We start from the raw sequence: 22,522 nt of genomic DNA on the forward strand, positions 1-22,522 counted from the left end.
CGCCGGTGTCGCCGGACCCGAACGGGCCCGGCGACACGTCGTGCACCCCCGCGCCCCCGCGCGTCCGCCCGTCAGTGCTCGCGCGGTGCGGGGACCACGCGCTCGACCTCCGAATGCACCGTCAGCAGCTGGCGCATGGCGTTCTCGGCGCCCGTCGCGTCACCGGCGGCGAGGGCCTCGACCATCCGCGCGTGGTGCGCGACGCTGGCCTCGCTCGGGCGGTCGCAGGCGGTGACCGGGCTGCCGGAGACATGGAGTGCGGCGGAGACGATCCCGGAGAGGTGCTCCAGCATCCGGTTGCCGGCGACCTGGATGAGGAGCGCGTGGAACTCGTTGTCGGCGCGCGCGAAGGTGATCGAGTCCCCCTGGCCGAGGGCGTGGCCCATGATCTCGACCATGTCGGCGAGGCGCTGCTGGATGTCCGGGCGGCCGTGGCCGGCGGCGAGGCGGGCGGCGAGCGGTTCGATCGTCAAGCGGAGCTCGCCGAGCTCGCGGCGCTGGTCGTCGCGCTGGGGGCCGAAGGCCCGCCATTCGATGATGTCGGGGTCGAGCAGGTTCCAGTCGGCGACCGGACGGACCCGGGTGCCGACGTTCGGGCGGGCGCTGACGAGGCCCTTGGCCTCCAGGACCCGCAGCGATTCGCGGACGACGGTGCGGGAGACCTCGAAGCGCTGGCCGATCTCCTCGGGGACCAGCGGGCGATCGGCTCCGAGGTCGCCGGAGACGATCATCTGGCCGAGCTGCTGGACGAGTTGGCCGTGCAGTCCGCGGCCGCGGCTGCCGGCCGCGCGGCGGCCGACCCGGCTCAACTCGACGTCGGCGCCGTCCCAGTGGGGCGCTCCGACGCGGTCGGGCCCGGAGGCCTCCGCGTAGGGGTAGCGGTCGAGTTCGCCCGGGCCGGCGAGGCCGGAGTCGGCATGGCGGGCGGCGGTCATCATGGTGTGCGCAAGGGTACTCACGAATCCTTTGTCGGCCTTGCCTCCATCACCCTTGAGGTCTTTGGTGAAAAGCACACGAAAGGGTGATCGGTACCCCCTACGCAATTGACGACTTATCGTAAAGAACCGGGCCTTTTGCGGGGAGTTGCGGTCCGTGTGACGCGACGCGGACTCCAACGGTCCCGTCCGGACCCGCTCCGTACCGAAACGATCACCAACGGACCCTGCTGCGCAGTCCGGTGAACCCATAGGCGCACAACAGGACCATCAGCGACAACACCAGCGCGGTACCGACGGGTTGGGCCATCACCCGCAAAGCCCCCATCACCAGGCGGTCCGCTTCGGGGGGCCACTGCACCCAGGTCAGACTGCGCAGCCGGGGCCCCAGTCCGGTGACCGGGTACGCGGAGGGACCTTCCAGCACCTTGCGCACCAGGGGCACCACCATCACCGGCACCGCGAGCACCGCGGCCAGGCCCGCGGTGGCGGACCGGAAGACACCGGAGGCCAGAACGCCGGCCCAGGCGCAGCCGATGAGCAGCCCGGCCCAGCTCACGGCCGGGGAGAGCCAGTGCGCCGGAGTGCGCAGCGGGCCGCTGTCGAAGACGAGCGCCAGGGCGCCGGCGTCGGCCACCACGACCAGGGCGCCCAGCAGCAGGGCGAGCAGGGCGCAGACACCGAGCTTGGCCGCGAGCAGTCCCATCCGGCGGGGCACGGTGCCGCGATCGGCAGCGAGGGCGGGGTAGCGGTACTCCTCACCGAAGGCCAGGGCACCGAGCAGCCCCGCACCGAGGGCCGCGGGCGGCAGCGGCAGCAGTTCGGGCCAGGCGGCCAGCAGCCGGTTCTGCGGGGTGTGCCCGGCGCGGGCCAGTACCAGGGCGGTCAGGACGGAGACGGCGACGACGAGCGCGGTGGTGAGGAAGGGGGTGGCGGTCCCGAAGGCCCGGAGCAGTTCGTAGCGCAGCGGCCGCAGTGGCCCGCCGACGCGGCGCACCGCGGACGCGGGCCGCCCGGAGCGAGCACGCCGGGGCCGTACGCCTGAGACCTCCGCAGACGCCTCCGCAGACGCCGGGCCGGACGGCTCGCCGGGGGCGGGCGGGGGGCCGGCGGCCTCGGCGCGGGCGTGCGGAACTGGTGGCGCGGGGGCGCCGGCGTCCCCGGTTTCGTCGGCGAGCTGGTGGACGAGCACCCCGTGCCGGAACGCCGCCTCGCCGACCTCGGCACAGTTGCTGCCGTACACCGACAGGCGGCTGCCGCTCTCCGCCACGATCTCCACGGCGCGCCGGGCGGCCCGGGCCTCCCGGCCCAGTACGTCGGCCAGCCGGGCCGCGTGCGGGGTGCGCACGGCGACCCGCGGCCGCAGCCGGGTCCGGGCGAACTCGGCGGCGTCCTGGTCGGCGACGAGGCGGCCCGCCTCGATGCTGACGACCCGGTCGGCGCTGCGGGCCGCCTCTTTGGCGTCATCGGTGGTGAACAGCACCGCTCCGCCGAGGGAGGCATGGCTGCGCAGCAGCCCGTGCAACCAGCCGCGTTCGCGGGGCGAGAGTCCGGCCGCGGGCTCGTCCAGGAGCAGGGTGCAGGGGTCGGCGAGCAGCGCCGCGGCCAGCGCGACCCGTCGCTCCATGCCAAGGGAGAGCGAGCCGAGCCGCTGGTCGCGCAGGCCCGCGATACCGACGACGTCCAGCATGGCGTCGGCCCGGGAGACCGGCACGCCTGCGGCGGCGCAGAGCATCCGCAGCTGGTTGCGTACGGTGCGCGCGGGGTTGCCCGGGACGTCGCCGAGCAGCACCCCGACCTCGCGGCTCGGGTGCGGGATCCGGTGCAGTGGACGACCGCGGAAGTAGGTGACGCCGCGGCCCGGTTCGAGTTCGAGCATGAGCCGCAGCGCGGTGGTCTTGCCCGATCCCGGCTCGCCGAGCAGGGCGGTCACGCTCCCCGGGCGGGCCTCGAACGTGAGGTCGTCCACGAGGGGCGGGGCGTCGGGGCGGGGGTTGCTGGTGAGTCCGATGGCCTGGAGCATCGCTTCTCTCGCGGGGGGTGAGACCGCTCTGCGGCAGGGTGAATACCGCAAGCAAGATAACGCGATATGTCCGATTTACGACGTAACCGGTCCGATGGGATGCCAATATTGCGGTCGGAGCGGGAGCCGGAACCAGTTCCCGTGACGGCGTCTCGGCGTCAGACTTCCGGGCGCAGCATCGGCGGGTTGAGCAAGGTGGCCCCGCCCGCGCGGAACAGCTGGGCCGGGCGTCCGCCCTGACGAGTCGTCGTCCCTCCGGCCGGTACCAGGAACCCCGGGGTCCCGGTGACCTTGCGGTGGAAGTTCCGCGGATCGAGGGCCACGCCCCAGACCGCTTCGTAGACCCGGCGCAGCTCACCGACGGTGAACTCGGGCGGACAGAAGGCGGTGGCCAGGGAGGAATACTCGATCTTCGAACGGGCCCGCTCCACACCGTCGTCGAGGATCCGGGCGTGGTCGAAGGCGAGCCCTGCCTCCTGGCCCTCGGGTTCCAGCAGTTCGTCGACGGGGGCCCAGCGGGCGCTGTTCGCGTCTCCGCCGGCCCGGGGCGCAGGAAGGTCGGGAGCCAGCACCAGATGCGCCACGCTGACGACACGCATCCGCGGATCCCGCTTCGGATCACCGTACGTAGCCAGCTGTTCGAGATGGGCTCCGTTGCCCACGCCCGGCATGGCGGGGTCGTGCGCGCACAGGCCGGTCTCCTCGGAGAGCTCCCTGGCGGCGGCGGCCGCCAGGTCCTCGTCTCCGCGTACGAATCCGCCGGGCAGCGCCCAGCGCCCCTGGAACGGCTGCTCACCCCGCCGGACGACCAGCGCGCAGAGCGCGTGGCGCCGTACGGTGAGCACGACCAGGTCGACGGTGACGGCGAAGGGCGGAAAGGCCGACGGGTCGTAGGGCGACATGCGGCGATCATAGTCGTCTGCCTGACGATAAACAGCGCTTTGCTGACCTTGAAGACGGCGGAGTGGAAGCTAGCCTCCCAGTACGAGCGCATCGGCTGCCTCCTCCACCATGCCGAGGCCTAGCCGGCTGATCCGGACCGCGAAGGCCTGCCCCGACACACGCAGGCCGGAGAGCCGCAACGCGCCGAGAGGGGCGCCGGGGAGTGGGGCGAGGGCGACCGTACCGGCGGGGGCGTCGGGACGGATCCCGGCGAGGGCGGTCAGCACGTGCACCCCCGCCGCCGCGGCCACCGCGGCCGGGCGGCAGGCCGCCGGGTGCGGGAGCGGGGCGCTGCCGGAGGTGCGCTGCTCGGCCGCGAACATTTCCGGCAGCCGGTACCCGAAGCTCTCCGCCGCGTCCAGCAGGCCCCGGAGCAGGCCGGTGGCCTCCTTCTCGAAGCCCGCCTGGGCCAGTCCGGCCACCGCCACGGCACTCTCGAACGCCCGCACCGCACCGGAGCGGTGGCCGAACGGGTTGTGTCCCGGCTCCCTGGCCGCCATGCTCCGCAGTCCCCATCCGGAGTCCATGGCGGGTGCTCCGAGCAGCCGGGCCAACTGTTCGGTGCGGGACCGGTCCAGGAGCCCCGGGGCGAGCCGGCCGCCGCCCAGGAGGCCGGTGTCGAGCAGGTGGGCGGCGGCCCCCGTCAGCCGGGGCAGCGGCCGACCGTCGGGATGCAGGGCCGCCGCGGGCCGGCCCCCGTCCGGGCCGTCGATCCAGAACTCGGCCCGGAACCGCTCCCGCAGCGCGGCCGCCCACTGCCGCCACTCCTCGGCGCCGGGCCGCCCGCATGCGGCGAGCAGGTCGGCCCCCAGCAGGGCGGCCCGGTGGGCGTGGGCCTGGGTCTCGCAGCGCCGCGGCCCCGGCTCCGGATCGGCCAGGAAGCCGTCCTCGCCCTGAGCGCCCCGCAGCCAGTCGAGGCACCGCTCGGCGGCGGGGAGCAGCCGGTCCACCTCCTCCTCCGGCATTCCCCAGAGCCGCGCTTCGGCAAGCACCGCCGGGAAGGCCAAGGTCGCCTCCGTGCCGGTGCACCCCGGGGGGAGCTGCGGGCCCGCTCCCCGCAGGGGTCCCGGGATCTTCCCCGCGTCGGGCCCGCGCCCCTCGCCCTGGCTGCGGGCCAGGATCCGCAGGGTCGCCGCGGCCAGTCCGGTCCCGAGCGGCAGCGCCATCCGGGCGGCCCAGAGGGACTCCGCCGGTGCCAGCCCCAGCCGCCACGGCACCCCCGCCGCCGCGAAGGCGTCCCCCGGCTCGCCGGGATCCCTCAGGAGCAGCGCCCCGAGGTCCCCGACACTGGTCCGGAACCACGCCTCGGCTCTCGGATCGTCCCCTTCGGCCCGCGCATCGGCGAGCGGGTTGGCCACCTGCCCGGCGGGGGCCCGGGCGCCGCGGTCCCGGGTGGTCCGCAACTCGATGGTGCGGGACTCGCCGGGGCCGAGTTCGAGCTGCCAGCGCAGCAGCCCGGACGAGGCCAGCGCGTCGTCCGGCGGCGGATCGGCGGCGGTGACCGCCTCTGCGTCGCCGGTGGTCCAGCGCAGCCCGGCGGCATGCACCGCGGCGGGCAGCTCCGGACCGGCCCGGCCGGCGGCCACGGCGGCCAGCTCCGCCAGGTCGGTGCCGAGCAGAATCTCCACGGGCAGGCGCAGCGGCCGGACCGTGAAGCTGCGCAGGGTGATCCGCTCCGTGCCGTCCGCGTGGCGGACCCGTTCCACGCCGACGTCCGGGTCGGGTCCGGGGTCGGCACCGGTGCGCACCGTGGCGGTGAAAGCGGCCCGGTCCGCACCGAGGCTGCGCCCCTGGACGGCCACCGGGTCACGCCCACCCACGCGCAGCACGCACCGGGAGAGCAGCCGCCGGCCGGAGCGGTAGATGCCGTCGATCCCCCGCCCCGTCAGCTGACCGTGCTCAGGCGAGATGACCAGACAGGGCGCGGCGACGCAGATGACGGCGCCGTGCACGGGCGGCGGCTCGGGCCTGCGGGCGGCAGGCACGCCGGGTGCTCGGGAAGGTGCGGGGTGAGACATGCGTCGCCTTGTCTGCGCTCCGGTCGGTTCGGCTGGGCGGCGGCGCGGCCGGTCCCCCACCGCCCCCCAGCTGAACGCCGCCACCCCCGCCCGGGTCACGGGCCGCAGCGCCGGCCGCCCGCGCCCGGGGCGCGGCCGCTGTCCGAGGCCCGAGCCCGGGGCCCTTCGGAACCACCGCGCCGGAGGTCCCGACGGGGGCCTGAGGGCGCTCACTGCCCGCTCCCCGCGGTGCGGCGGGGTTCGCGGCGGGGAGCGGGCTTGCTGCGGCGGCCCGGGGGACGGGTACCCGCCGTCCGGCGCCCCGGCCGGGGCTCGCGCCGCCGCCGTTCCTCCCGCAGGCACTGCCTCAGTCCCTCGGGGTCGATGCCTTCGTTGCAGGCGTGGTGGAGCAGTTGGGCGAAGCGGTATTCGCCGTCCGCCCGCAGGGCCAGACCGAGGGCGATCCGGGCGGTCGGCTCGTCCCCGGTGGACCAGGAGACCCAGCCCGCGAGGGTGAGCGGGGCCGCCGCGTGCTCGCCGTAGGCTCCGACACAGCGCCGGGCGAGGGCCCGCCACAGCCGTAGGGCGGGGGCGGCCTCCTCGTCCTCCATCCACTCGGCCGCGATGTCCCGGATCTCACGGTCCTGGAGGCCGAGGATCAGCGAGGCGGCCTCGTCGTGGCCGAGCAGCGCGTCGTCCCAGTCGTCGGCGTGGGGACCTCCCTCGACGGGTGGCGCGAGGGTCATCCGCTGCATCAGTGACCGGGCCAGCGTGACGGTCTCATCGCCGACCTCCTCCCGGGTGGCCCCGTCGAGGATCTTAGGTACGAGGGCGGCGGCCGCCCGGTCCAGGGCGCGCTCCATCTCCACGGCGACGGTCCCGCGCAGGGGCATCAGCCGGCCCTCGATGTCCTTGAGGGAACCACGGACCTGGAGCCCGGCGAAGGTTGCCGCGGCGGCCATCACGGAGGTGCCGACCGCGGCCAGGGGGCTGCCCTCGGCCGGGCAGCAACGCCCGTCGGGGCACACGTAGGACCAGAACCGGCCCGCGGAGAGGCACAGCGCCTCCAGTACGGGCACGTCCAGCGCGCCGCAGGCCAGCCGGATCCTCTGGGCGAGGGGCCGCAGCCGGGTCATCACCCGTCGGCCGCTCTCCTCGCCGTGCGGTTCCTGGCAGAGGAAGACGACGATGCCGTCGGGCTTGGCGCCGCGTCGCTCGCTGCCGCGGATCAGGCAGTCGGCGACCTGCCGCGCGGTGTCCTCCCATTCCGCGGGGGTGGCCGGGATGCCGACGCGCAGCCGGCCGCCGAAGCGCCCGCCCTCGCCGTGCACGGCGACCATCACGAGGGAGTCGGTGGGGTGGAAGCCGAGCATGTAGGGCAGCGCGTCGGCCAGCTCGGCCGGGCTGCGCAGGGTGATCCGGGGGTCGGTGGCGGCTCCGGCCGTGGTGATGGAAGGCCGTTCGGACGGGGTACGTGATTCGTTGTCGTTCGTCATGTCCCGAAGATCCCGTGCGTGATCCGATCCCGAAAGCCCTGTGGATAACCATTTGACCGTTCAACATCCACAGGTGCAGTGCGGCATTGGCGCGATGTCAGAGGCATCGGGTTGCATGGGGGTATGAACGCAGACCTGAGGTCCTCGGCCGACTCCGTACTCGCCCGCCTCGTGGGCGACCCCACGGGCACCGCTCGGCTGCGCGAGGACCAGTGGCGTGCGATCGAGGCCCTGGTCGCGCACAAGCGGCGGGCACTGGTGGTGCAGCGTACGGGCTGGGGCAAGTCGGCGGTGTACTTCGTCGCCACCTCGCTGCTGCGGGCGAGCGGCGCCGGCCCCACCGTGATCGTCTCCCCCTTGCTCGCCCTGATGCGCAACCAGGTCGAGGCCGCCGCCCGCGCCGGGATCCGCGCCCGCACCATCAATTCCGCCAACCCCGAGGAATGGGAGAGGATCCAGGCCGAGGTCGCGGCGGGCGAGGTCGACGTCCTGCTGGTGAGTCCGGAGCGGCTCAACAACCCGGATTTCCGCGACCAGGTGCTCCCCAAACTTTCCGCCGCCACCGGCCTGCTCGTCGTGGACGAGGCCCACTGCATCTCCGACTGGGGCCACGACTTCCGTCCCGACTACCGGCGGCTGCGCACCATGCTGGCCGACCTCCCGCCGGGCGTCCCGGTGCTGGCCACGACCGCCACGGCCAACGCCCGTGTGACGGCCGACGTCGCGGAACAGCTCGGCACCGGCGCCGGCACGGACGCGCTGGTCCTGCGCGGCCCGCTGGACCGCGAAAGCCTGAGCCTGGCGGTACTGACCCTGCCGGACGCGGCACACCGACTGGCCTGGCTCGCCGACCACCTGGGCGAGCTGCCCGGCTCCGGGATCATCTACACGCTGACCGTCGCGGCGGCCGAGGAGGTCACCGCGTACCTGCGCCACCGCGGGCACACGGTCGCCTCGTACACCGGGAAGACGGAAAACGCCGACCGCCAGCAGGCGGAGGACGACCTCCAGGCCAACCGGGTCAAGGCGCTGGTGGCCACCTCCGCCCTGGGCATGGGCTTCGACAAGCCCGACCTCGGCTTCGTGGTGCACCTGGGCTCCCCTTCCTCACCCATCGCCTACTACCAGCAGGTCGGCCGCGCCGGCCGCGGCGTGGAGCACGCCGAGGTCCTGCTGCTGCCCGGCCGGGAAGACGAGGCGATCTGGCAGTACTTCGCCTCGGTGGCCTTCCCGCCCGAGGAGCAGGTGCGCCGCACCCTCGACGTACTGGCACAGGCGAGCCGCCCGCTGTCGCTGCCGGCCCTCGAGCCGCTGGTCGACCTGCGCCGCACCCGGCTGGAGACCATGCTCAAGGTCCTGGACGTGGACGGCGCCGTGCACCGGGTCAAGGGCGGCTGGACCTCGACCGGTGAACCGTGGGCGTACGACGCCGAGCGCTACGCGTGGGTGGCCCGCCAGCGGGCCGCGGAACAGCAGGCCATGCGCGACTACGCGGCGGCCACGGAATGCCGGATGGAGTTCCTGCGCCGCCAGCTCGACGATGAAGAGGCAGCCCCCTGCGGCCGGTGCGACAACTGCGCCGGGGCCCGGTTCACCGCCGACGTCTCGACCACCGCGCTGGACACCGCCCGCGGTGAACTCGGCCGTCCCGGCGTGGAGCTGGAGCCGCGCAAGATGTGGCCGACCGGGCTCGCGGCGGTCGGCGTGGACCTCAAGGGCCGCATCCCGGCCGGGGAACAGGCCGCCACAGGCCGGGCGCTGGGCCGGCTGTCCGACATCGGCTGGGGGAACCGGCTGCGCCCGATGCTCGCCCCGCAGAGTCCGGACCAGCCCGTCCCCGACGACGTCACCCAGGCCGTGGTGGCCGTCCTCGCCGACTGGGCCCGCGGCCCCGGCGGCTGGGCCTCGGGGGCGCCGGACGCCCCGACCCGGCCGGTGGGCGTGGTCGCGCTGCCCTCGCGAAGCCGTCCGCAGCTGGTCGGTTCGCTGGCCGCGCGCATCGCCGAGGTGGGGCGGATGCCGCTGCTCGGGACGGTCGCGTACACGGATCAGGTCCCGGAGCACGGCCTCCCCTCCTCCAACAGTGCCCAGCGGGTGCGGGCACTCCACCAGGCGTTGACCGTCCCCCCGGCCCTGGCGGCGACACTGGCCGAGGTGGCGGGGCCGGTGCTCCTCGTGGACGACCGCGCGGAAAGCGGCTGGACCCTCGCCGTGGCCGCCCGGCTGCTGCGGCGGGCGGGCGCGAAGGAGGTGTTCCCGCTGGTGCTGGCGGTCCAGCCGTAGCCGAATGCGTCATCTTCGGCGTGGCGGGGCAAGGATATGAACGGCATACCGGCGAATTCCGGTCGACGGTCTCAATTGCTCGTTGCCGCATGCTCGGGGGCCACGCGAGAATTGGAGTGCTCCCGCTCGGCTCCGCGGCACTCTCCTGGGCCGCGCCGCGGCGCGCCCACACTCCAGCCGTGCCCGTCCGCGGGCGTGTACCCGAAGGGAGGACCGTGACCTTCGGATTCGCCCCGCCCTCGACCACGTCCCTGACAACGGCCACCGGCGGCGCCAGCCGGCACGGCCGGCTGCTGGAACCCGCCGAATGGACGGCGGCGGGAATTCCGCTGCTGCGCAATCCGCGCGAGGTCGTCAGCGGCCTGCACTCGCGGCACGGCCCGGTGCCGTCGACCGCGGTCATAGCCGTCCTCGGCCCGGAGGAACGGCTCGTGGCGAGCGCCTCCTTCGTACAGCGGTCGACCTCGGCCGACGGCTGGGAGTACCGCAACGCCCTGCTCTCCGCGCTGCGCCGGGTCCTCCCGCACGACCTGCGCCGACGGACCCCGGTGCGGACGGCCGTGCTGCTCTACTGCCGCGAGGGCGACGAGCGGTGGACCGAGGAGGACGGGGCGTGGATGTGGGGGCTGCGGGACGCCTGCACCCTGCACGGGCTGCGCTGCGGCGCGTACATCACGCTGACCAGGGGCGGCTGGCAGGTTCTCGGCGAGGGCCGGGGCGGTCGGCGGCCCAGCTCGGACTCGCGGCCCCAGCGGCTCGGCGACACTGTGGCCGAGTTCTCCCCGCTCGCCCTGCACAGCGGCGGCGGCGCGGCCGAGGCCCTGCGCCGGACCGCCGCGCGCTGACCCTCGTACCGCCGCCCCGACCGCACGGTGCGTACCCGGACGGACGGATCACCGGATCACGGCCCGCCGGAACGCGCACCGCCGGCACGAGAACCGTCGGCACGTGAACCACCCCACGGGGACCCCCTGCGGGCGGAGTCCGGCGGACACGCCTCACGGCCGTACGCCCGGTTCGCGGGGTACGGCGGATCGGCCTCCGGGCTTCAAGCGGGGCCGGCCCACGGCCCGCCCCGCCCCTCGCCCACGCCGGGATACGGGGCGTCAGACGCCAGCACCCAGCACGGAGTTGATCTGCTTCGGGTCACCGCACACGATCAGCAGCGCACCGGCCCGCGCGAGCGCGACCGGCAGGGCGCCCGCGACCGCGTCGACCGCCCCGCCGTTGACGGCGAAGACCACAACCGGACGGCCGGAGGCACGCTTGACCTGCGCGGCGTCCGCGTAGAAGACGTCGTCCCCGGCGTCGTGCAGGGCCCAGTACGCGGCCTCGCCGAAGGACAGCTCGTGCGCGGCCCACGGGTGCGGGTCGCCGGTGGTGAGCACCAGGATGTCACCGGGCGCGCGCCCGGTGTCGAGCAGCAGGTCCACGGCCTCTTCGGCCGCGTCCAGCGCGCCCTCGGCGGAGGCCGGGATCAGCTGGATCTGGGGCACCGCCGCCGAGACGGACGGCGCGGCGGGAGCTGCGGTGGCTGCGGGAACGGGTCCGGCGGTGGCCTGCTGTGCGGGCGGTGCGGGCCGGACGGGACCGGGGCGTCCGGGCCGGGGCACGGCGGCGGGACGCGGACCAGGTACGGGGCGGGGGGTCTGCGCGGTGCGGCTCGCGGCCGGCGTGACGCGGGGACCCTGGGCACTCTCGTGAATCTGAGGCTCCTCGATGGCGGGGTGAGAGGCGTGACGTTGTATCTATCAAACGCCGGTACGAAACGTACCGGTCAGTGGCACATGGGTGCGATCAGAAATCGAAGCCGAGTTGGCCTCCGTTTTCCAGCTCCATCGACTCCTCGCTGCGGCGCACCTTTTTGAGGTGACGCCACCGGGGAAGCGCGTCGAGGTACGACCACGAGAGCCGGTGGTAGGGGGTCGGCCCCTGTTCCTCCAGCGCCGCCCGGTGCACAGGTGAGGGGTATCCGGCGTTGGCGGCGAAGGCGAAGTCCGCGATTCCGCCGTCCTGTTCGCCTATTTCGGCCATCATGCGGTCACGGCGGACCTTGGCGATGACCGAGGCCGCAGCGACGGCGACGCAGGACTGGTCGCCCTTGATCACCGTACGGACCTGCCAGGGCAAGCCGAGGTAGTCGTGCTTTCCGTCGAGGATCACCGCGTCCGGCCGCACCGGCAGGGCCTGCAGAGCACGCTCCGCCGCGAGTCGCAGGGCGGCGGTCATCCCCAGTTCGTCGATCTCCTCCGGGGAGGAATGCCCGAGGGCGTAGGCGGTGACCCAGGCCTCCAGGACGTCGACGAGCGCGTCGCGCCGCTTGGCGGTGAGCAGTTTGGAGTCGGTGAGCCCTGCGGGCGGCCGGCGCAGACCGGTGATCGCCGCGCACACGGTGACGGGACCGGCCCAGGCCCCTCGTCCGACTTCGTCGACCCCGGCGATGACCCTGGCGCCGGTGGTTGCACGGAGGGAGCGTTCGACGGTGTGGGTGGGTGCTTCGTACGGCATGGCGCCAGCAAGGTTACGCCGCCCCGCGCCGCCTGCACACCCCGGCCCGGGTCCGGCGCGGCTCCGTCCCGGTTCCAACCCCCGTCCGGCCCGTATCCCGATCCCCTCATTCGCTCCCGCACACCTCCACGCGGCACGTCGGCGTCGCCGCAACGACATCCACGAGAAGTGGACCAGGTACGTCCCACCACACGCCACCCCGCCCCGCTCCCCACCACAGAGGCACATGATCAGCCACTACGTCGGCTTCTGCCTCACGGACCGAACACCTCCGCAGCACCGTTGGGCGCACCCGTGGTCGCACTCGCGAAGGAAGGACCACCGGACCCGACCGCGGCCGGCCCGGCGGCGCCCACCTCGCGTGAATTTTCGGCACCGGTGAATCCTTTCGTTCACTAAGGATCCGCTCCTACCGTGGTTCCACAGTGAACGATTCGTTCACCCTTTCACTTTGGGGGGGATCCTCAGTGACAAGCTCGCAACTCGCCACACCCCGGATACCGGGCGCGGCCCGTCGGGAGGGGCGCCCCGGCGTGGCCCTCACCGTCATCGCCGCGTGCCAGCTCATGGTCGTTCTCGACGCGACGATCGTGAACATCGCGCTCCCGCACATCCAGACCGCCCTCGACTTCAGCACCACCGACCTCTCCTGGGTGCTGAGCGCCTACACGCTCACCTTCGGCGGTCTGCTCCTGCTGGGCGGCCGGGCCGGCGACATCCTGGGCCGGCGCCGCGTGTTCATGACCGGAATCCTGCTCTTCACCCTGGCCTCCCTCCTCGGCGGCTTCGCCCAGGAACCCTGGCAGCTGCTCGCCGCCCGCGCCCTCCAGGGGGTCGGCGGCGCGATCGCCTCCCCGACCTCGCTCGCGCTGATCACCACGACCTTCCCCGAAGGCCCCGAACGGAACCGGGCCTTCGGGGCGTTCGCCGCCGTCTCCGCCGGGGGTGGCGCCATCGGTCTGCTGGCCGGCGGCATGCTGACCGAGTGGCTCGACTGGCGCTGGGTGCTCTTCGTCAACGTGCCGATCGGCGTGCTGATCGCGATCCTCGCCCCGCTCTACATCAGCGAGTCCGAACGCCACCCCGGGCGCTTCGACGTCGCCGGCGCCCTCACTTCCACCGGCGGCATGGCCTCCCTGGTCTACGGATTCATCCGCGCCTCGGAGGACGGCTGGCGCGACTCGCTCACCCTCGGCTCCTTCGCCGCGGCGGTCGTCCTGCTCGCGCTCTTCGTCGCCATCGAGTCACGGGCCCCCGAACCGATCATCCCGCTGCGGATGTTCGCCGACCGCAACCGCGCCGGCACGTACGTGATCATGCTCGGCCTCGCCGCGGCGATGTTCGGGATGTTCTTCTTCATCGTCCAGTTCGTGCAGAACGTCCTGGGCTTCTCCCCGATCCAGTCCGGACTCGGGTTCCTGCCCGTGACCGTCGCCGTCGTCACGGCCGCAGGACTCTCGCAGCGCTTCCTGCCCCGCTTCGGCCCCAAGCCGTTCATGGTCACCGGAACCGCCCTCGTCGGCACCGGGCTCACCTGGCTGGCCTTCATCCGGACCGACTCCTCTTACTTCACCGGGGTCCTCGGGCCGATGCTGCTGTTCGGCTTCGGCATGGGCCTCAACTTCGTGACCCTCACCCTCACCGCCGTCTCCGGAGTCGCGCCGCGGGAGGCGGGCGCGGCCTCCGGTCTGCTCAACGCCAGCCAGCAGGTGGGGGGTTCCCTGGGCCTGTCCATCCTGGTCACCGTCTTCGGCACGGCCGCACGCACCGAGGCCGACCAGCAGATCCCCGCGTTCATGGCGCAGGCGCAGCCGGACCGGCTGGCCGCCTTCAAGGAGACCGGCCAGCTGCCCGACCCCTGGGGTGACCTCGTACTCACCCAGGGCATCTCCACCGCGTTCGGCGCCGCCGTGGCGATGGCGGGCCTGGCCCTGGCCACCGCGCTGCTGGTGATCCGGGTACGCAAGAGCGACCTGGAGGCCCTGAACGGAGGGGCTGCGAAGAGCGGCCCCACGGCCTGAGCCGGCCTGGGTGGACGTACGGCGGCCCGGGCGCGGCCCTTTCCCGCGCCCGGGCCGCGGTACCCGCCGCTCGCGGGCTCCCGTACGCGCTGCGGCCGGGCCCTCGTACCCGCCGCGCCCGCCCTAGTACTCGTAGCGGCTGCCGAACGTGCCGAGGCGCGAGCAGACCTCGTACGGAGCGGTCACCGGCCGCTCGTGCAGGATGCGGCGGGCCCGGTACTCACCGAGGCTCATGGCGTACCAGGGAACGTCGCCCTGCCCGGACATCTCCTGGTTGATCCCGCGCAGGGCGCAGGACCGCTGTGGCTCGGGCAGCCGGTCCAGAGCCGGCACGGCGTCCGCCGACAGGCTCTGGAAGTAGGCCAGGTCGATCTTGGCGTCCGCCTCGAAGCGGGTCACGTTGCTCTCGGCGACCATCCCGTCCGGGGACAGCAGGCCGAAGGCCAGGACGCCGGCCGCCACGCTCCCCGCGACCGCGCGCGGCAGCCAGCGCGCGCCGAACACCCCGGCCGCCATGATCAATACGATGACCAGCCCGAGCCACAGCTCCATCGCGGCCACCGACACCCGCAGCCTGGTCAGGCCGTACGCGTCCACGTAGAGGTCCATCCGGCGCAGCGCCGAGGCGACGACGACCAGGGTCAGCGCGCACAGCACCCCGAGGACGACGCGGACGAAGCGGCGGTCGCCCGCGCCGTCGCGCGGGGCCCAGCGCAGGGCGAGGGCGATCACGACGAGGGTGAGCAGCGTGGCCCAGAGCAGCTGCCAGAAACCCTGCCGGGCGTATTCCGCGTAGGTGAGGCCGGTGCTGGCCAGGACCTTGTCGTAGCCGCCGAACAGGACGGCCAGCTGTACGGCGTTGAAGCCGGCGAAGAGCAGGTTGAGCACGACGAGCGGAAGGGCCCATTCGACGCGGGACCTGGGCCTGCCGGGGGTCACCTTGATCCGGTCCCAGCGCAGCGGGGCCTCGGCGGCACGGGCTGCGGCCAGCGCGAGGAGGGCGCCGACGAGGAAGAGAAGGATCCGGACGGGCCCGTCCCCGACGGAGATGTCGGGCGTCAGCCCGCCGAGCAGATCGGCGAAGGCCGCGTCGGCGGAGGCGAACAGCGCGCCGAACAGGAGCAGGAGGGCCACCGCCACGGCGCCGGCCTTGGCGATGGGCAGCCAGCGGTCCTTGCTGACACCGCTGCGAGAACGCAGGCCGGACCAGGCCCAGCCGACCCCGGACACGATGGCGTCGAAGAAGCCGAGCGGGCTGAGCAGGACTCCGGGCCAGGTGCGGCTGCCGTGCAGGGCCAGCGCGCCCAGCAGAACGGCGGCGAGGATCGCGAGGGTGGACGGCCACGCCGAGTCGCGCAGGGCGGGTACGGCCAGGAGGGCGAGGCAGCCGATCGCCCAGACCACGGTCCAGGGGCGGGCCGTACGACGGGCCGTGCGGGCGGCGGTGTACGCGGCGACGGCGGCGGGCACGACGGCGAGCAGCAGGCCCGGGCCCATGCCGTCGCCGAGCAGCAGGGCGGCGGCGAGTCCCGCGAGGCCGGCCGCTGCGAGGGTGGCGGTCCCGATGGGAGCGGCCTGGGCGGGCCGCACCTGTACAACCCACGCGGGTGGCGCTGCGGCCTTGGCGCGGGCCGTGGCGGCCCGTTCGCGCCACTGCTGCTCCTGCCACGCCTGCCAGGCGGCGGCGTCGGCCGGGACTCCGGAGCCCGGCCCCGCGGGGGTGGCGGGTCCGGCCGCTGCCGCAGGTCGGTCCCCGGCCTGAGCCGTATCCGCTGGCGGATCCCCGGCTGCGGGCGCCTCGCCGGATGCCCCTCCGGTTGCCACGCCGGATGCCCTGCCGGACGCCCCGCTGGTTGTCCCGCCGGACGCGCCCTCGGACGTGCCTCCGGCCGCGCCGTCAGCCGCGGTCTCGTCCGCCCCGTCGGTGTTCTCTGACATCGTGTTCCCCTCCCACGTCGGCCGCCCCGGAGTTCCGGTGGGACGGCGAAGCGGACAGAGTAGGCCGACGTCTCGCAGTTTTGAACAGGATCAAAAGGGTCCCGTGGCAGGACCGTGACAATCGGAACGGGAGATTTCATCCCCGTCCTGGACGCCGCAGCCGACTACCGCTAGCCCCTGGCGGACTCCGGCAGCCAGGCCGGCAGGGCCTCCGTGCGCGCCAGCCACGCGGCCGGCAGCACCTCGTCTCCGCGCGCGCCCAGCACCCCGCCGACGATCGCGCACGTCGTGTCGACGTCCCCGCCCACCTGCGCGGTGGTCCAGAACGCCCGCTCGTAGTCGTCCAGCGACCGCGCCGCCGACCACAGCGCGAACGGCACGGTGTCATGGGCGCTCGTGCGCCGACCACAGCCCAGTACCGCCGCGACCGTGGTCGCGTCGCCGTAGTCCAGCATGTCGCGCGCCCGCCGCACCCCTGCGCCCACAGCGCTGCGCGGCACCAGCGCGATCACCCCGTCCAGCAGGTCCGCGGCCTTCGGCGGCCCGGCCGGGTCCGCCGCGAGCGCGGCCGCCGCGGCGACGGCCATGGCCCCGCAGACCGCTTCGCGGTGCTGGTGGGTGGTGTAGGCGGAGATCTCCGCCTGGTGCGTGGCCTGCTCGGGGTCGTCGGCGTACCAGGCGCCCAGCGGCGCGATGCGCATGGCAGCGCCATTGCCCCACGAGCCCTGCCCGTTGAACAGTTCGGCGGCCAGCGTGCGCCAGTCCTCACCCTCCCGGATCAGGCGGAGCATCCGGTTCACGGCCGGCCCGTAGCCCCGGTCGAAGTCGTGGTGGTGGGCGAAGGAGCTCGCCAGCTCGTCCTGGTCGACGCGTCCGTGCTCGGCGAGCACGGCCACCACCGAGCAGGCCATCTCGGTGTCGTCGGTCCACTGCCACGTGTCGGTGCCGGCGGGGAGTTCGCGCCGCTTGAGGCGCGGGTAGTTCACGGGGACGAAGTACTGGGAGCCCAGGGCATCGCCCAGCGCCAGACCGCGGAGGCTGGCCATGGCGCGTGCGTAGCGCCGTTCGGGAGTGGAGTCAGGGGTCATCGCGGGTCACTCTAGCCGTCCAGGTCGTAGGGCTCAGGTGTGGTCCACCGCTCAAACGGGCGGTCCATCCGGTACCGGCCGTCCGGTCCCAGCACGAGCGTCCGGAATTCGCCGTTCCCGGGATTGGACAGGGCCTCGAACTCGGCCACCGACCAGTGGAACCACCGCATGCAGAACAGTCGCATGGTCAGCCCGTGCGTCACCAGCAGCACGTTCTCGGGGTGGTCCGGGGCCTCGAAACTGCGGTAGAGGCTCTCCAGGAAGGACCCGACCCGGTCGTACACGTCGGCTCCCGACTCCCCCTGCGCGAAGCGGTAGAAGAAGTGGCCGTACGCGTCGCGGTACGCCTTCTGGAGCCGTACGTCGTCCCGGTCCTGCCAGTTTCCCCAGTCCTGCTCACGCAGCCTCGGCTCCTCGCGCATCCGGACCCGCGCCGGGTTCAGCCGCAGCTCCCGGAAGGTCTGCAGGGTCCGGCGGTACGGGGAGACGTACGCGCTGATCGTCTCGTCGCCGAAAAGCTCACGCAGCTGTTCGCCGACCGCCGCGGCCTGCTCGCGGCCGTTCTTGGTCAGCCGCAGGGCGTGGTCGGGTTCCCGTTCGTACACCGAGTCGTCGGCGTTCCCCTCGGATTCCCCGTGCCGGACAAGGACGATGCGCCGTGGTCGAGCCATCCCACGACCCTATTCGGCCACCGGCGGGCCGACCGACCGGGCACGCCGGTCAGCCGGACGGTCGTCGTACGGTCATACCGTCCACGAGGGCTCGAGGTCGACGACGTCACCGGTGAGGGCCTCGACGTCGGCCTGGATCTGGGCGCGCAGGGAGAGCCGCTCGACCCGCTCCTGCCGGTACTTGCCGTGCTCGGCGGCCGCGTGCCACATCGACAGCACCAGGAACTCCCGGCCCGGGGCCTCTCCGAAGAGCCCGCGGATCATGCCGGGCGAACCCGCCATGGCCGGATTCCACACCTTCTCCTGCATGAGGGCGAAGTGGTCGACCCGGCCTTCCCGGACGCGGGTGTGCGCCACCCGGACGACGTCTGCGTCGGTGAAGCGCGGCTCGAAACCGGTCTTCACGTCGAAGCGGTGGTCGAAGAGCGTGACCCGCGAATCGGTGTAGGTGCCGTGCTGTGCGGCGGCCAGCCGGTCGTGGCTGCGGGCCATGAAGGAGTCGTAGAAGGAACGGCTCTCCCAGAACGCGAAGACATGCGCGACCCCCTGCCGGCCCCGGCTCCAGCCGCCGCCCTGTCCCCGGAATCCCGGCTCGCCCGGCAGCCCCGCCCATTTTCGCTGCCCGCGCTCGAACCCGCGTCGGTCCGTCACCGTGCAGCGAATCCACTTGACCAGCACGGCGCCATCGTACGGTCCCGGCGCGGCCCGGGTCAGTCCCCGGCGCGGTGGATCCGCACCAGTTCCGCCGCATCCCGCTCGGGCAGCCGAAGCCCGAACTCCCGGTCGAGCACGTCCAGCAGCTCGTCCGGGCCGACGGCCCTCCGCTCGTCCCGCCCGTCGGGGTGCAGCCGGGTGAGCTCCCGCCCGACCAGCGCCCTGCGGACGCCGCCGCCCGGGTGCTGGACGATGACGCGCCCGATGAAGGCGGAGCGGGGGTGGGTGGAGCTGTAGTGGTTGAGCAGGAGGTAGTCGACGGGGTGGTACCGCTGTGGGGAGAACGCGTACAGGTCGCGCCAGGTTCCCCCGCGCAGGAGGTCCAGCACGAGGATGCCGTCGTCCTCCTCGCGGACCCGGTACGTCCACTCCCCCTGCCGCACCTCGGCACCGGGCCGCCCCAGCGGGACGGGCTCACAAGGCCCCTGGTAGCCGAACCCGGCGTCGCACAGCCACGGTTGTCCCTCGACGGTGACGACGAGGACGGCGTGCGTCACCGGCGTCAGGGAGTCCCCGCGGGTGCGGTTGCGGGCACCGCGCCCGGAGACCTCGAAGCCGATCCGCTCCAGGGCGGCGGCCAGCAGCGAGTTCTGCTCGTAGCAGTAGCCGCCGCGGCGGCTGTGCACGAGCTTGTCCTCGATCGCCTTGACGTCCAGCGCGACGGGGCGGCCGAGCAGGACGTCAAGACTCTCGAAGGTGATGGCGGCGGTGTGTGCCCGGTGCACCGCGTACAACGTCTCCAGGTCCGGACGGAGTTCCCGGCCCGCACCCGCGATCCCGAGCCGCGCCAGATACGCGTCCAGGTCCAGCTCGTCACCGCTCCACATGGCTCCCCATTTCCCCGTCTCCCCGTGTCCCTCGCGTCGTCCGCCCCGTCGGCGGCGACCGCGCCGTACACCCCAATGATCGCGGGCGGGAAAACGCCCGAGGCGGGCAGGTCCCAGGGGACCTGCCCGCCTCAGCGGATCACGATGGCAGCCCGATGTCAGCTGCAGCCGCTCGTGGAGCCGCAGCCCTCGCAGATGTAGCAGGAGCCGGCGCGCTGCATCTTCGTACCGCAGGAGAAGCAGAGCGGGGCGTCAGCGGACACGCCGAGCTGCATCTCGACCAGTTCGGCGTTGCTGTGCGCCGTCTTCGGGGCCGGGAGCGAGACGGCCGCGGCAGGCTTCGGCTCCGACGGCACGGCGGCCAGCGGGGCCGACTGCGCCAGGGCCTCGGTGTCCAGCTCCTCCTCGAGGGGCTCGTACGAGCCGGTCTCCAGGTGGCGCTGGCGCTCCTCGGCGGTGTGGATGCCGAGCGCAGAACGGGTCTCGAAGGGCAGGAAGTCGAGCGCCAGGCGACGGAAGATGTAGTCGACGATCGACTGCGCCATCCGCACGTCCGGGTCGTCCGTCATGCCGGCCGGCTCGAAGCGCATGTTGGTGAACTTCGAGACGTAGGTCTCCAGCGGGACGCCGTACTGCAGGCCGACCGAGACGGCGATCGAGAAGGCGTCCATCATGCCCGCGAGGGTCGAACCCTGCTTGGACATCTTCAGGAAGACCTCGCCCAGGCCGTCGTCCGGGTAGGAGTTCGCCGTCATGTAGCCCTCGGCGCCACCGACCGTGAAGGAGGTGGTGATCCCCGGCCGGCCCTTGGGGAGGCGCTTGCGGACGGGGCGGTACTCGATGACCTTCTCGACGGCGGCGCGGATGGTCTCCTCCGTCTTGGCGGTGACCTCCTCCTTCTCCTGCTCCTTCTTCTTGGCGGAGAGGGGCTGGCCGACCTTGCAGTTGTCGCGGTAGATCGCGAGCGCCTTGACGCCGAGCTTCCAGGCCTCGAAGTAGATCTCCTCGATCTCCTCGACGGTCGCCGTCTCCGGCATGTTGACCGTCTTCGAGATCGCGCCGGAGATCCAGGGCTGGATCGCGGCCATCATGCGGACGTGACCCATCGCCGAGATGGAGCGCTCGCCCATGGCGCAGTCGAACACCGAGTAGTGCTCGGCCTTCAGGCCCGGGGCGTCGACGACCACGCCGTGCTCGGCGATGTGGGCGACGATCGCCTCGATCTGCTCTTCCTGGTACCCCATGCGGCGCAGGGCCTGCGGGACGGTGCCGTTCACGATCTGCATCGAGCCGCCGCCGACGAGCTTCTTGAACTTGACCAGGGCCAGGTCCGGCTCGACACCGGTGGTGTCACAGGACATCGCGAGACCGATGGTGCCGGTCGGCGCCAGGACGGAGGCCTGGGAGTTGCGGAAGCCGTTCTTCTCGCCGAGGCGCAGGACGTCCTGCCAGGCCTCGGTGGCCGCGGCCCAGATCGAGTTGTCAAGGTCGTCGGTGCGCGGCGCGACGGCGTTGGCGTCGGAGTGCTGCTTCATGACGCGCTTGTGCGACTCGGCGTTGCGGGCGTAGCCGTCGTACGGGCCGACGATGGCGGCCAGCTCGGCGGAGCGCTTGTACGCGGTGCCGGTCATCAGCGAGGTGATCGAGGCGGCGAGGGTGCGGCCGCCGTCCGAGTCGTACGCGTGGCCGGTGGCCATCAGCAAGGCGCCGAGGTTGGCGTAGCCGATGCCCAGCTGGCGGAACGCGCGGGTGTTCTCACCGATCTTCTGCGTCGGGAAGTCCGCGAAGCAGATGGAGATGTCCATCGCCGTGATGACGAGCTCGACGACCTTGGCGAAGCGCTCGGCGTCGAAGGACTGGTTGCCCTTGCCGTCGTCGTCGAGGAACTTCATCAGGTTGAGCGAGGCGAGGTTGCAGGACGTGTTGTCCAGGTGCATGTACTCGCTGCAGGGGTTGGACGCGGTGATGCGGCCGGACTCGGGGCAGGTGTGCCAGTTGTTGATCACACCGTCGTACTGGATGCCCGGGTCGGCGCAGGCCCACGCGGCCTCGGCGAGCTTGCGGAAGAGCGCCTTGGCGTCGACCTCCTCGATGACCTCACCGGTCATGCGGGCACGCAGGCCGAACTTGGTGCCGTTCTCGACGGCCGTCATGAACTCGTCGTTCACGCGGACGGAGTTGTTGGCGTTCTGGTACTGGACGGACGTGATGTCGTCGCCGCCCAGGTCCATGTCGAAGCCCGCGTCGCGCAGGGCGCGGATCTTCTCCTCCTCCTTCACCTTGGTCTCGATGAAGGCCTCGACGTCCGGGTGGTCCACGTCCAGGACGACCATCTTGGCCGCGCGGCGGGTGGCGCCGCCCGACTTGATCGTTCCGGCGGACGCGTCGGCGCCGCGCATGAAGGAGACCGGGCCGGAGGCGTTGCCGCCGGAGGAGAGGAGCTCCTTGGAGGAGCGGATGCGGGAGAGGTTCAGGCCGGCGCCGGAGCCGCCCTTGAAGATCATGCCCTCTTCCTTGTACCAGTCGAGGATCGACTCCATGGAGTCGTCGACGGCCAGGATGAAGCAGGCGGATACCTGCTGCGGCTGGGGCGTGCCGACGTTGAACCACACCGGGGAGTTGAAGCTGAAGATCTGGTGCAGGAGGGCGTAGGTCAGCTCGTGCTCGAAGATCTCCGCGTCGGCGGGCGACGCGAAGTAGTCGTAGTCCTCGCCGGCCTTCGTGTATGTCTTCACGATCCGGTCGATCAGCTGCTTCAGACCGGTCTCGCGCTGCGGGGTGCCGACCGCGCCGCGGAAGTACTTGCTGGTGACGATGTTGACCGCGTTCACCGACCAGAATTCGGGGAACTCGACGCCACGCTGCTCGAAGTTGACCGAGCCGTCGCGCCAGTTGGTCATGACGACGTCACGGCGCTCCCAGCTCACCTCGTCGTAAGGGTGCACGCCGGGGGTGGTGTGGATGCGCTCGATACGCAGGCCGCCCTTGGCGGCCTTGGTCCCCTTGGCGCGGGAACCACGTGCCGAGCTGCTCGCCGTCTCTGTCATGCCGCCTCCCAATGCGGGCAAAACGCCCTAAA

16 protein-coding genes are annotated in these 22,522 nt (G+C 72.8%); 3 read left to right on the top strand and 13 right to left on the bottom strand.

Translation table 11 applies throughout. From position 1 onward, the window contains the following. Positions 1-71: 71 nt before the first annotated feature. From AB0D48_RS05280 to AB0D48_RS05300, 5 genes are all read right to left on the bottom strand, one after another. A complete protein-coding gene (locus AB0D48_RS05280; protein WP_362390957.1) occupies positions 72-1,013 on the bottom strand; it encodes a FadR/GntR family transcriptional regulator in 942 nt (313 codons plus the stop codon). 136 nt (positions 1,014-1,149) lie between these two features. Then, positions 1,150-2,958 (bottom strand): ATP-binding cassette domain-containing protein, encoded by a 1,809-nt coding sequence (locus tag AB0D48_RS05285; RefSeq protein ID WP_362390959.1) that lies wholly within the window; start codon positions 2,956-2,958, stop codon positions 1,150-1,152. Positions 2,959-3,116: 158 nt separating this feature from the next. Further along, complete coding sequence (locus tag AB0D48_RS05290) at positions 3,117-3,860, bottom strand: NUDIX domain-containing protein (protein ID WP_362390961.1); 744 nt, start codon at positions 3,858-3,860, stop codon at positions 3,117-3,119. A 69-nt stretch (positions 3,861-3,929) separates the two neighbouring features. Further along, on the bottom strand, positions 3,930-5,918 hold the full coding sequence (locus AB0D48_RS05295; protein ID WP_362390963.1) for a glycogen debranching N-terminal domain-containing protein: 1,989 nt from the start codon (positions 5,916-5,918) through the stop codon (positions 3,930-3,932). A 209-nt stretch (positions 5,919-6,127) separates the two neighbouring features. Continuing rightward, entirely contained in the window at positions 6,128-7,393 is a 1,266-nt protein-coding gene (locus AB0D48_RS05300; RefSeq protein WP_362390965.1) for a DUF4192 domain-containing protein, read from the bottom strand. Between the two features lie 123 nt (positions 7,394-7,516). Between AB0D48_RS05300 and AB0D48_RS05305 the strand changes: the two genes are divergently transcribed. Both AB0D48_RS05305 and AB0D48_RS05310 read left to right on the top strand, forming a co-directional pair. Further along, complete coding sequence (locus AB0D48_RS05305) at positions 7,517-9,676, top strand: RecQ family ATP-dependent DNA helicase (protein WP_362390967.1); 2,160 nt, start codon at positions 7,517-7,519, stop codon at positions 9,674-9,676. Positions 9,677-9,891: 215 nt separating this feature from the next. Further along, positions 9,892-10,521: a hypothetical protein gene (locus AB0D48_RS05310; RefSeq protein WP_362390969.1), complete on the top strand. Its 630-nt coding sequence runs from the start codon at positions 9,892-9,894 to the stop codon at positions 10,519-10,521. Between the two features lie 261 nt (positions 10,522-10,782). Here AB0D48_RS05310 and AB0D48_RS05315 read toward each other — a convergent pair whose 3' ends face one another. After that, positions 10,783-11,424 carry a hypothetical protein gene (locus tag AB0D48_RS05315; protein WP_362391117.1) on the bottom strand — a complete coding sequence of 214 codons (642 nt, stop codon included), beginning with the start codon at positions 11,422-11,424 and terminating at the stop codon, positions 10,783-10,785. Positions 11,425-11,473: 49 nt separating this feature from the next. Then, positions 11,474-12,184, bottom strand: a complete 711-nt coding sequence (locus AB0D48_RS05320; protein ID WP_362390971.1) for a ribonuclease HII — start codon at positions 12,182-12,184, stop codon at positions 11,474-11,476. A gap of 467 nt (positions 12,185-12,651) precedes the next feature. Between AB0D48_RS05320 and AB0D48_RS05325 the strand changes: the two genes are divergently transcribed. Beyond that, on the top strand, positions 12,652-14,205 hold the full coding sequence (locus AB0D48_RS05325; RefSeq protein ID WP_362390973.1) for an MFS transporter: 1,554 nt from the start codon (positions 12,652-12,654) through the stop codon (positions 14,203-14,205). A gap of 123 nt (positions 14,206-14,328) precedes the next feature. Here AB0D48_RS05325 and AB0D48_RS05330 read toward each other — a convergent pair whose 3' ends face one another. From AB0D48_RS05330 to AB0D48_RS05355, 6 genes are all read right to left on the bottom strand, one after another. Continuing rightward, positions 14,329-16,143, bottom strand: coding sequence for a DUF4173 domain-containing protein (locus AB0D48_RS05330; protein ID WP_362390975.1), 1,815 nt, complete (start codon positions 16,141-16,143; stop codon positions 14,329-14,331). A 170-nt stretch (positions 16,144-16,313) separates the two neighbouring features. Further along, the gene (locus tag AB0D48_RS05335; protein WP_362390977.1) at positions 16,314-17,231 is read right to left on the bottom strand and encodes an ADP-ribosylglycohydrolase family protein; all 918 of its coding nucleotides are present in this window, start codon (positions 17,229-17,231) and stop codon (positions 16,314-16,316) included. 11 nt (positions 17,232-17,242) lie between these two features. Next, a complete protein-coding gene (locus tag AB0D48_RS05340) occupies positions 17,243-17,902 on the bottom strand; it encodes a histidine phosphatase family protein (RefSeq protein WP_362390979.1) in 660 nt (219 codons plus the stop codon). 72 nt (positions 17,903-17,974) lie between these two features. Further along, positions 17,975-18,580, bottom strand: a complete 606-nt coding sequence (locus AB0D48_RS05345; protein ID WP_362390981.1) for a YdbC family protein — start codon at positions 18,578-18,580, stop codon at positions 17,975-17,977. Positions 18,581-18,612: 32 nt separating this feature from the next. Next, positions 18,613-19,443: an arylamine N-acetyltransferase gene (locus tag AB0D48_RS05350; RefSeq protein WP_362390983.1), complete on the bottom strand. Its 831-nt coding sequence runs from the start codon at positions 19,441-19,443 to the stop codon at positions 18,613-18,615. 158 nt (positions 19,444-19,601) lie between these two features. After that, a complete protein-coding gene (locus AB0D48_RS05355) occupies positions 19,602-22,490 on the bottom strand; it encodes a vitamin B12-dependent ribonucleotide reductase (RefSeq protein WP_362390985.1) in 2,889 nt (962 codons plus the stop codon). Positions 22,491-22,522 lie beyond the last annotated feature (32 nt).

Source organism: Streptomyces sp. NPDC048269, from assembly GCF_040652395.1.
Lineage (GTDB): Bacteria > Actinomycetota > Actinomycetes > Streptomycetales > Streptomycetaceae > Streptomyces.